The sequence below is a fragment of the Marinomonas pollencensis genome (assembly GCF_003387375.1).
Taxonomy (GTDB): domain Bacteria; phylum Pseudomonadota; class Gammaproteobacteria; order Pseudomonadales; family Marinomonadaceae; genus Marinomonas; species Marinomonas pollencensis.
Genome location: NZ_QUNG01000019.1, coordinates 40,456 through 50,954, shown reverse-complemented (window position 1 = coordinate 50,954; position 10,499 = coordinate 40,456). Strand labels below are relative to the sequence as shown.

Below are 10,499 nucleotides of genomic sequence, written 5' to 3'. Positions count from 1 at the left end.
AAATGCCTTGGTTATAGACAACCTGCGGTGGTGTTCGATGAACTACGAAGCGCAGCATAATTTAGAGGGTGGTGCACTTCGGAGTTGAATTCGCGGGTTATTGTTGATGTTAATAAGCTTTTTGTTGAATCGATTGGTTTTACTAAGCATGAGTTAATCGGCATGCGCCTTAAGGATTTAGTGGCTGAGAAATCTCTCAATAAAGACCACTGCCGCCAGATGTTCGAAAACCTTAATGCTAAGGCGTCATTGGCATGGCGCTGTTCAGCTAGTGAATAAAGCTGGAACAGAAAACTGGTGCCGTTCAATTATCCAAATGTCGCCTAGACCAAATGGCGCTATTGGGTTAGATGTATTTTCTTCTTAGCTAACTCGTACGATCACAAAATCACGAGAAACCGAGGACATGATTACGGTACTTAACCGTTCCAACGCGGTTATAGAGTTCAGCCTCGACGGGATGACTTTAAACGCCAATGATAACTTCCTTCATGCCATTGGGTACTCAAAAAGCCAGATAATCGGCAAGCATCAGCGAATCTTTTGCTCGGATGAAGAGTCTAATTCAGCGGCATACAGGGAATCCTGGGACACATTAAGGTCTGGAGTCTACGTTTCGGAACGTTTCAAACGAGTTCGTCGTGATGGTTCTGATATTTGGTTAGAAGCATCGTACAACCCTGTCTTCGATGACACCGGTGAACTTTATAAAGTCATCAAGTTTGCCACTAATATCACCGAGCAAATGAATCGAGAATTAGCCACGGTTGAAACGTCAAAATTCGCTTACGATACATCGCTAAAGACAGACTCGGCTGCAAAAGAGGCATTGAAGTCATTCAAACAACGACGGCGACAATGGGTCAGTTATCGGAGCAAATGGCTAAAGCAACCGTTGGCATCACAGAATTGAGTGAGCAATCACTGAAAGTGGCTGAGTTGGTTAGTAATGTCCGTGGCATCGCTGACCAAACAAACTTATTGGCATCGCTGACCAAACAAGCTTATTGGCATTAAACACAGCGATCGAAGCGGCTAGAGCGGGTGAGCAAGGGCGAGGCTTTACTGTGGTGGCGGATGGAGTACGTCAGTTAGCGTCCAGAACAACGGTGCGACTGGAGATATTATTAAAGTCGTAGAAGACAATAAGCTGCTGACTCAAAATGCAGTGGAGCTGATTGAAGAAAGCATGACTAAGGTCCAAGTAGCCAATGAGTTATCTGAAGAGGCTGGTGCGGTGATGAATGATATTCACTTAGGCGCTCGACAAGTGCTTGAGACCATCAGTCAATTAAACAGTCGACTTTAGTCAAAGTTGTAAGCATAACGGCATGGGGTGTTGGGGGATGGTTGTTCAATACAAGAAGAGATCATCCTGTAAAGTTGCACCATGCCGGTATTTGGCGTGCTTAATTGGCTTTACTCTTGGTTTATGAGCGCTAGCCATTCTTCACTGTTAGAGCCGATGACACATTCGCCACCAACGCGCATTGAAAAGCGTAATAAGCAACGTTTTGTCTCTTCTGCAAAATTCTCTTTCGGTAAAAACTTAACGGAATCGACAAGCGCTTTGCAGTGTGGGGCTGTTTGTTTTCTGAGGGTGTAGTACACCCATTTACCTTGTTTCTCGGGGGTAAGCAGACCTGCCTTATGGAGCAGTTTTAGATTGCGCGACACGTTATATTGCGTGTCACCAATGACATCCATTGCTTCTGCAACGTTGATTCTTTGATCAATATGAAGCAGAAGCCAGAAAAGACGTAGTCGTTTCGGGTCTGATAGCGCTTTTAGTGCATCGATGTACTTCTCGTCCATTATTGGCCTTTTAGAATGAATTGATTAAAGTCGTTATGTGTGTGCTGCTTGGGAGAATTCTGTATGCAGTGAGCACAGGGCTTTTGAAGATTATATCGTGCTTTGTTGTATAAGGCTGCAGTCATTGTGCTTCTGTTTATCTTGGTAAAGCCATTTACTCTTACGGACTAAAAACGACAAGCGTACTCATTAGTAATGATACTGCCATTTTATGTCATTCTCATTGTCATCAAGCGTATCTGAAGGTAATGATGTCTGTTCTTTGTCTGGATTGAAAAGTGAGTCAGGTAAGAATCGAATTTTCAAGAGCTTCATATTGGTATTCTACCTGTTCTTTCGCTCTGTAATAAAGGCAATTGGTTTCCTTCTCCAAGATCACTAACCCCGCTTTATGTAATGTTTCTAAGTCATTAGTCACTTCTTCTTACGGAGCATTCATCCTATCTGTCGCCTCAGTTATGCTAATTTTTCTACCTGCGTTTAATACAACCCAGAACAGTTGCAATCTGTTCGGATGAGACAGTGCTTTTAAGGCATTAATATACGTTTCTTTCACGATTTATCTCCTTGTTATTGAGGGTAGCCAGCTGGGTGCGCGCCATTCGGTTGAATGGCGCATTCCAGTTAAATGACGTATTGGAAGAGGGTGCCGCCAATGATGGCTGCTATAAGTATGATGGACACAAATGCGACGACGGCTTTTCGCTTCAGAACGGCCGAAACCAACGCTATTTCAGGCAAGCTGGCGCCTGTGCCGCCGATAATTAGTGCAATCGCAGGCCCTAATCCCATTCCTTTTAAAATCAGAACATTCAAAAGCGGTATGGCCATCTCGATGCGAAGATAAAGCGGGATCCCGATGACGGCTGCGATGAGGATGGACGACATATCGCCACCTCCAACATATTTTTCTACAAGCTCGCCAGGTAGGTATGCCGCAGATAAGCCGCTGATTAATGCGCCCAATAGGACGTAAGGGATTATTCTCTTGAACAGAGCCAGTGCAAAGCTTAGCGCGTTATTCATCTTTGTTGATGTTGATGGTGCCATGGAAATTGAGGCAGAGCCATTATTCATTTCTCCCAACTCTAGATCACAGGAATTTGACGCTTGCTGCATTTCGCAATGAGACATGTTGGCGGTATTGCTGCTCGAAGAGCGGCAGCTAGAAGGTGCTGTTGTATTTATTAATTCATCGCCGCGCTTTATTTCATTCTTCCAAGGAGATTTAGATATTAACCAGCCGCCAATGACGGCGGCGCTAAAGGTAACCGCTAGATAAACAGCAGCGACCTTAAAGCCAAAGGCGGCATAGACCATCGCCAGTACGATGAAGTTACATAAAGGGGCGGACACCAAGAAGCTTAATACTGTCCCAAGTGACACTCCCATTGATGCCATTCCCATGGTGACCGGTACGACAGAGGCGCTACAAAATGGGGTGAGCATGCCAAAACTAGCCCCTAGCAATGACCCCCATTTCTCGTGTTTGGTGAGTTTCTTTTGGAGCTTTTCTTGCGGAAGGTACTCGCGCATTAGTCCTGTAATGATGGAAACCACGGCAATCACAATAGTTAGTCCGCCGCCAACGTGGATGAACTCATCTAATGCGATCATTAATTTTTCAGTATTCATAGTTCTTCTCTAAGGGTTGTTAAAACAAGAATTGCAATGTATACACATAAGCGCTATTGTGCAAGTGTTTTTATTTGTTGTGATTTTCTCTGTATAGGTAGGTTAAATCTTGTTTCTCGGTATTTAATTTACCTTCGGCTTGAGTGGCAGCAAGATAAATCAGGCATTTATAGCCATCACTTATTTTATAAATGACAAGCGGAACTCACTATGCGTACTAGTAATTACCTTCTATCTACCTTGAAAGAAGCGCCTAAAGATGTAGAGACAACTAGCCAGAAATTGATGTTGCGAGCAGGAATGATCCGCCAATTAGCATCAGGGCTATACACCTGGTTGCCAACAGGGCTGCGGGTGTTGCGCAAGGTGGAAGGTATTGTTCGTCAGGAAATGAATAATGCAGGGGCGATAGAAATGCTAATGCCGATAGTTCAACCTTCTGGGCTGTGGAAGGAGAGTGGGCGGTGGACTAAGTTTGGCCCTGAATTGCAGCGTATAAAAGACCGTCAAAACCGCTCTTTTGTGCTGGCTCCAACTCATGAAGAAGTTATTACGGACATTGCTCGTAATGAATTGAAATCCTATAAGCAACTGCCTCTCAATGTGTTTCAAATTCAAACCAAGTTTCGAGACGAGATGCGGCCTCGTTTTGGTGTTATGCGGTCACGAGAATTCACTATGAAAGATGCATACTCATTTCATTTAGATAAAGAAAGCTTGGTAGAAACCTACGCGAAAATGCATCAGGCATACTGTAATATTTTCACCCGTATGGAGTTGGATTTTCGTGTTGTGTCCGCTGATAGTGGGGCTATTGGGGGTGCGACATCCCATGAGTTTCATGTGCTGGCTGAGACAGGTGAGGATCTAATTGCATTTTCAACTGACTCCAATTTTGCCGCGAACATAGAAAACACTGAGGCTTTATCGCCATTTAAGAGGCAGGCTATTGCCGAGAAAACAATGACGCGTATTGAAGCGCCAGAGGTTAGAACAGTCGTGCAATTTGCTAAGCAATATGGTATTTCCATTGAAAAAACAGTCAAAACATACTTGGTAAAAGCGTCCGATAAAATGCAGGAGGATGTTATTGCTCTGGTTGTTCGAGGGGATCATGAGCTAAATGAAACTAAGGTGGCGGCGCTTTGTGATGTGGCTTATCCACTCCATGTGCTTACGGATAGGGAAGCTTGCGAATATATGACTGGGGGCAAGGGGGCGCTCGGTCCGGTTGGGCTTGGTGTTCCATTGATTATTGATCGCTCTGCAGCTGTGTTGGGTGATTTCATCTCAGGTGCTAATGCTGAAGGTAACTACTTCTGTGGAATAAACTGGGGGACTGATGTAGATGCAACCAAGGTCGCTGATCTGCGTAATGTAGTTGAAGGTGATCCTAGCCCTTGTGGGCAAGGAAAGTTATTTCTTAAGCGCGGTATTGAAGTCGGCCATATTTTTCAATTAGGTAGCCAGTATTCAGAATCTATGGGGGCAACTGTCCTTGATGTCTATGGTAGGCAGCAGGCCATGGAAATGGGGAGCTATGGGATTGGTTGTTCTCGTGTTGTCGCCGCAGTAATAGAGCAAAATAATGATAATTTGGGGATTATCTGGCCAGATGCGATTGCTCCATTTCAAGTGGCCATCGTGCCTGTGAGTGGGCATAAATCCAGTCGATTATTAGATGTGGCAGAAAGCTTATACACAGAGCTTGTTTCTAAGGGTATGGATGTTTTGCTTGATGATAGAGGGCGTTTTGGTGTGATGCTGAAGGATATGGAGCTGATCGGTATCCCTCATATTATTGTGATTGGCGAAGAGAACCTTAATCAAGGTTTCTTGGAGTATAGAGAGCGGCGAACAGGGAAAAAGCAACTGATGAGTGTTGATGTGTTAAAAGCATATTTAGAGAACTTGTAAGTCATTAATGCATTGAATTTCAATGGATTGACTTTTTTATGGTATTAAGCGTCTACAAGATTGAGGCATCAGCCGATATCAGCTGATGCCTCCTTAATATTGCGCTCCTTGTTGTGATAAGTTGCTGCCCATTGACCCATAGATTTGTTTGCTTTAATTCGTGCATTTAAATGGAATGACTGACGCCGCCGTCTATGCGTAAATTTTGTCCTGTAATATAAGCTGCGTCATCTGACAGTAAAAAAGCAATGCTTGCAGCGACTTCTTCGGCTTTGCCATAGCGTCCCATAGGCACGCTCTCTCTGCGCTCATCTGTAGCAGGTAAGCTATCGATCCAGCCTGGCAGTACATTGTTAATGCGAATATTATTTTTCGCGTAACGATCGGCAAATATCTTGATGAAGCTAGCCAGCCCTGCGCGGAACACGGTGGAAGTAGGGAATACCTCGGAAGGCTCAAAGGCCCAAGTGGTGGATATGTTGACAATGCTGCCATGGCCTTGGGCTTCCATAATCGGAGTTACCAGCCGAATGGTGCGAACCGCACTGAGAAAATACACCTCCATACCTAAATGCCAATCTTCATCAGAAATATCGATAATGGGGGCGCGCGGTCCGTGACCGGCGGAATTCACTAGGGCATCAATCCGTCCCCATTTGTTCATCACCATATCGACCAATTTTTGTAAATCCTCGTTAGATTGGTTTGATCCGGTCACACCAATGCCGCCGAGCTCTTGAGCAAGGGCTTCGCCTTTGCCTGATGAAGAAAGAATAGCCACTTTATAGCCATCTTTTGCGAGCCTTCGAGCGGCGGCTGCGCCCATGCCAGAGCCGCCCGCGGTAATAATGGCTACTTTTTGTTGGGTGTTTGATGTTGTTTGGTTCATGGTCTGCTCCTTGATTCGAGTGAAACAATAGTATGTCTAAGAATAGGTTGTATTTCGCGCGATAAATATGCGTGTATAGCTGTAGAAAAACTATTGGTAAAAAAGTTTGCTGGTGTCCTTTTTCTGTCTTTTCCCTAGCGGGCTAGTCCACCGATTAGAAAACGCTAATAAAAAACGGCAACACCAGAAGCGCTGGAGTTGCCGTTTTTTTGGGGCAGGCTAAGCTCTTAAGGCACTGTTTTTTCGGCTTGGTTAAGCTGAGTGTTTTCAGCTTGTTTGGGGGTGTCGTTGGTTTTGCGTTTGCCAGTTTGTATCAGGACAACGCCTCCAAGTATCAGGCACAGAGCTAAAATAGTGCTGGCAGTAATCTCTTCTCCGACAAATGCGCCAATCAAAACGGCAACGACAGGGGCGATATAGGTTGCACCAGCGGCACGCACAGGGCCGAGCTTTTCAATGACAAAGTAATAAATGAAGAAAGCGGCGCCTGTACCGAGTATGCCCAAGCCAAAAATAGCACCTAATAAAGCGCGTTGATCATCGGCGATGGCGCCAATGCCGTCAAAAGGAGTTAACACGAGTAGGGTAAGAGTGGCGAAACCTGTTTGCCATGTGGCCAGAGCCAAAGGTGGTATTTGTAACGCAGATAAAAAACGCTGGGCATAAACAAAAGACACGCCAAGACTAAGTGTGCCAGCAATCATCCAAAGGGTTCCTGCCAATTCAGCACCAGCGACACCTTCCCATGGGCGGGCGCTCACGGTAATGCCAATAAATCCCACTAGTACGCCAAAAGCCATTTGCCCCGTTGGGCGATCTTGACGTAAAAAAAGAAAGGCGCAAATAAAGGTAAATATTGGAATGGAGCCGCTCAGCAAGCCCGCAATGCTGGTGGGAAGGCGAGCCGTTCCTGCAACAAAACCGTAATAGTAAAAAGTGGTGGCTAAGACGGACATAATGGCGAAGTGGGGTAGGTGCTTGAGTTGTTGGCGGGTAAGCACTTTTGCTTTGATGGCAACCAATAATAGTGGCACAAAGCCAAACAAAACTCGTAAGAATACTGTTTGTGTTGGTGAGATAAGGTCGGTTGCCCATTTCATAAAGATGAAGTTGGAGCCCCAGATTACGCCCAATGCGATCAGTGCGAGATAAGTTCGAAACACGATATGCTCCTTGATGACGGAATTATTGCTCCACCAGATTAATGTGGGCAATACGAGTTAGTCTAGATTGTAAGGCTAATTTGATTTGCTTTCGCGCGTTAAATAATTCTGCTAGGCTGTAGAAAAACTACAGGATGTAAGTATGCTATCACGTCGTAAATTGCCTTCTTTAAATGCCTTGAGAGCTTTTGAGGCCGCTGGGCGTAGGCTGAGCTTTCGGGCTGCCGCCGACGAACTGGGTGTTACCCAGGGGGCGGTTGCACAACAGGTTAGGGCTCTAGAAGAGCATTTAGGGGTTGTCTTGTTTCAGCGAATGCCTAGAGGGCTTGTATTAACGTCAAAAGGGGCGCTTTATCTGGCTGATATTGGGCGCGCGTTTGATGTGATGGGAGAAGCGACCGAGCAATTGTTGGCGAGCCCTGAAACTGTCACTATCAGTGTGCCGCCGAGTTTTGCCTCTAAGTTATTAATTCCGCGACTTGCTGAACTTAATGCGGCCTTTCCTGATGTGGAGCTGCGCACTGTGGCAACAGAATCATTGGCAGACTTTGATCGTGACCAAGTAGACATTGCGGTACGTTTGAGTAAAGAAAGCTTTCCGGATAATCTGCAAGCAATCGTGCTTTTTAGGCAGCAGCTTATTGCAGTGGCCAGTCCTTATTTTATTGCTGATAACGCGCTTCCTTTTACTCTGGAGCAATTGCATAAGTTGCCATTGCTTCATGATTCACATCAACAGTGGTCTACTTTCTTGGGTGTTCGAGGAAGGTTGCCAGGGGCGGTTTTTAATCAAACAACTTTGGCTTTAGATGCTGCTTTGGCAGGGCAGGGAGTGGCCTTGGCTTGTCGTGCTTTTGTTGCTACCGATCTTGACGCTGGCAGGTTGGTGCAGGTCACAGATAAGGTGCTTACAATAGAGCCGCCTTATTCACTGGTGCGTAAGAACTTACCTTGCCATAGAAAGGCGGTGGAAGAAATATGGCGGTGGTGTGCACAGCGACTCGCGTTTCAATGAATGACCGGTATTAAGGGACTTTTCGCGTCGCGTTTTGAGGGATTTTAGCCTCGGTTTCGTAGACTTAAGAATATCTGTCTTTTGCCTGGCTTAGGCTGGCAAAATTTTTATTGTTCGTATATAATACCCGATCAGGTTTTCCTCAGAGAATTTCCAGAGTAATTTCGTTAAGGCATGTAAATTGTTACAGGCCTTGCTCCCACCAAAAAAAGGTACACATTTACATGTCTGACGCTGAAATTCAGCCTACATTTGATTCGTTGGGCTTAATTGCCCCTGTTCTTAAAGCGGTTGCCGACCTCGGTTACGAGCAACCCTCAGCTATCCAAGCGCAAAGTATTCCATTTCTATTAGAAGGTCGTGACCTTCTGGGGCAAGCGCAGACGGGTACTGGTAAGACGGCAGCGTTCGCGCTTCCGCTACTGTCTCGCATAGACGTTACAGACAAGACGACACAACTACTTGTATTGGCTCCAACTCGTGAACTTGCTATTCAGGTTTCTGAAGCATTTCAAACTTATGCACGTCATATCCCAGATTTTCATGTTTTGCCAATTTATGGCGGCATGTCATACGACACACAATTGCGCCAGCTAAAACGTGGCGTTCAGGTTGTCGTTGGTACACCTGGTCGTGTGATGGATCATATTCGTCGTAAAACATTGAAGCTAGAAGGCCTTAAGGCGCTGGTTCTTGATGAAGCCGATGAAATGCTACGCATGGGCTTTATCGATGATGTTGAGTGGGTTCTTGAACAAACACCACCAACTCGTCAAATCGCTTTGTTCTCAGCAACTATGCCTTCTGTTATTCGTCAAGTGGCTAACCGTCACCTAACGAATCCAAAAGAAATTAAGATTGTTACGAAAACATCAACAGCGACTACTATTACTCAAAAATACTGGCCAGTAAGTGGTTTGCATAAGCTAGACGCTTTGACTCGTATTCTTGAAATGAACGAACACGATGGCATGATCATCTTTGTTCGTACTAAAGCAGCGACGGTAGAATTGGCTGAGAAGCTAACGGCACGTGGCCACGCTTGTGAAGCCTTGAACGGTGACATTAGCCAGAATTTACGTGAACGTACAGTAGATCGCATCAAGAAAGGTCAAATCGACATTCTTGTTGCAACGGATGTCGTTGCTCGTGGTTTGGATGTTGAGCGTGTTAGTCACGTAGTCAACTATGACATTCCATACGACACTGAATCTTATGTTCACCGTATTGGTCGTACTGGCCGTGCTGGTCGTTCTGGTACTGCTATTTTGTTCGTTGCTCATCGTGAGCGTCGTATGTTGCAAGCCATTGAGCGCGCGACTCGTCAGCCGATCGAGAAAATGAATTTACCTACTGCTTCTGATATCAATGAGCAGCGTGTAAATCGTTTCAAACAACGCATTACTGACACAATGGATAATGAAAACCTAGATTTCTTCTTGGAGCTTGTTGAGGGCTTCCAAAAAGAAAACGAAGTGGATCCATTGAAAATGGCAGCGGCTTTGGCTCATATGGCACAAGGCAAAACGCCTTTGCTATTGTCTGAGATGGAAGTGCGTCAAGAGCGTCGCGAACGTTCTGAGCGTAGCGATCGTGGGGATCGTTCTGATCGTGCACCGCGTGAGCGTAAGCAGCGTCCAGTGACCAAAGATGCGATGCCACTGAAAGATGATCCAAATACTGCGATGACGCGTTATGTGGTTCAAGTGGGTTACAGCGATGGTGTTAAGCCAGGTAACATTGTAGGCGCGATTGCCAACGAAGCGGATATCGAAAGCCGTTACATTGGTCACATCGAAATCTACGAAAACTTTGCCACAGTTGATCTGCCAACAGATCTTAAAGCGGAAGCGATTGATAAACTGAACAAGACTCGTATTTGCGGTCAGCGTTCTGAAATTGCTAAGTTGGAAGATGCTGATGCATTGAACAAGCTGGCTGCTGCGCCATCTCGTCGTCGCCCTGGTGGTAACGGCTCTGGTGATCGTCGCCGTCCAAGCAATCGTGATAATCATCGCGGAGACCGTCGTCCAAGAGGTCCTCGCAAAGACAGCTAATCCTGTTT

At 45.7% G+C, this 10,499-nt stretch carries 11 protein-coding genes; 7 read left to right on the top strand and 4 right to left on the bottom strand.

Annotated features, from left to right (window positions below):
• Nucleotides 1-84: 84 nt before the first annotated feature.
• The 4 genes from DFP81_RS17380 (at nucleotide 85) to DFP81_RS18140 (ending at nucleotide 1,139) form a co-directional block, all read left to right on the top strand.
• Complete coding sequence (locus DFP81_RS17380) at nucleotides 85-279, top strand: PAS domain S-box protein (protein WP_115899156.1); 195 nt, start codon at nucleotides 85-87, stop codon at nucleotides 277-279.
• Between the two features lie 127 nt (nucleotides 280-406).
• Nucleotides 407-913 carry a PAS domain-containing protein gene (locus DFP81_RS17375; protein ID WP_115899155.1) on the top strand — a complete coding sequence of 169 codons (507 nt, stop codon included), beginning with the start codon at nucleotides 407-409 and terminating at the stop codon, nucleotides 911-913.
• A complete protein-coding gene (locus tag DFP81_RS18270; RefSeq protein WP_181903130.1) occupies nucleotides 880-1,017 on the top strand; it encodes a hypothetical protein in 138 nt (45 codons plus the stop codon). The genes DFP81_RS17375 and DFP81_RS18270 overlap by 34 nt, the downstream gene beginning before the upstream one ends.
• Entirely contained in the window at nucleotides 1,008-1,139 is a 132-nt protein-coding gene (locus tag DFP81_RS18140) for a methyl-accepting chemotaxis protein (RefSeq protein WP_281272049.1), read from the top strand. Before DFP81_RS18270 ends, DFP81_RS18140 begins: the two co-directional genes overlap by 10 nt.
• 280 nt (nucleotides 1,140-1,419) lie before the next feature.
• On the opposite strand, the gene DFP81_RS17365 is transcribed toward DFP81_RS18140, so the two are convergent.
• Nucleotides 1,420-1,815: an ArsR/SmtB family transcription factor gene (locus DFP81_RS17365; RefSeq protein WP_115899154.1), complete on the bottom strand. Its 396-nt coding sequence runs from the start codon at nucleotides 1,813-1,815 to the stop codon at nucleotides 1,420-1,422.
• A 624-nt stretch (nucleotides 1,816-2,439) separates the two neighbouring features.
• Nucleotides 2,440-3,450 (bottom strand): permease, encoded by a 1,011-nt coding sequence (locus DFP81_RS17360; RefSeq protein ID WP_115899153.1) that lies wholly within the window; start codon nucleotides 3,448-3,450, stop codon nucleotides 2,440-2,442.
• A gap of 210 nt (nucleotides 3,451-3,660) precedes the next feature.
• On the opposite strand from DFP81_RS17360, the gene DFP81_RS17355 reads away from it, so the two are divergent.
• Nucleotides 3,661-5,367 carry a proline--tRNA ligase gene (locus tag DFP81_RS17355; RefSeq protein ID WP_115899152.1) on the top strand — a complete coding sequence of 569 codons (1,707 nt, stop codon included), beginning with the start codon at nucleotides 3,661-3,663 and terminating at the stop codon, nucleotides 5,365-5,367.
• 166 nt (nucleotides 5,368-5,533) lie between these two features.
• Here the strand turns inward: DFP81_RS17355 and DFP81_RS17350 are convergent, their stop codons facing one another.
• Nucleotides 5,534-6,256: an SDR family oxidoreductase gene (locus tag DFP81_RS17350; protein WP_115899151.1), complete on the bottom strand. Its 723-nt coding sequence runs from the start codon at nucleotides 6,254-6,256 to the stop codon at nucleotides 5,534-5,536.
• A gap of 227 nt (nucleotides 6,257-6,483) precedes the next feature.
• Nucleotides 6,484-7,419 carry a DMT family transporter gene (locus DFP81_RS17345; RefSeq protein ID WP_115899150.1) on the bottom strand — a complete coding sequence of 312 codons (936 nt, stop codon included), beginning with the start codon at nucleotides 7,417-7,419 and terminating at the stop codon, nucleotides 6,484-6,486.
• 142 nt (nucleotides 7,420-7,561) lie between these two features.
• Between DFP81_RS17345 and DFP81_RS17340 the strand changes: the two genes are divergently transcribed.
• Both DFP81_RS17340 and DFP81_RS17335 read left to right on the top strand, forming a co-directional pair.
• Nucleotides 7,562-8,434, top strand: a complete 873-nt coding sequence (locus tag DFP81_RS17340) for a LysR substrate-binding domain-containing protein (protein ID WP_115899149.1) — start codon at nucleotides 7,562-7,564, stop codon at nucleotides 8,432-8,434.
• Nucleotides 8,435-8,658: 224 nt separating this feature from the next.
• A complete protein-coding gene (locus tag DFP81_RS17335; RefSeq protein ID WP_115899148.1) occupies nucleotides 8,659-10,491 on the top strand; it encodes a DEAD/DEAH box helicase in 1,833 nt (610 codons plus the stop codon).
• The last annotated feature ends 8 nt before the right edge of the window (nucleotides 10,492-10,499 follow it).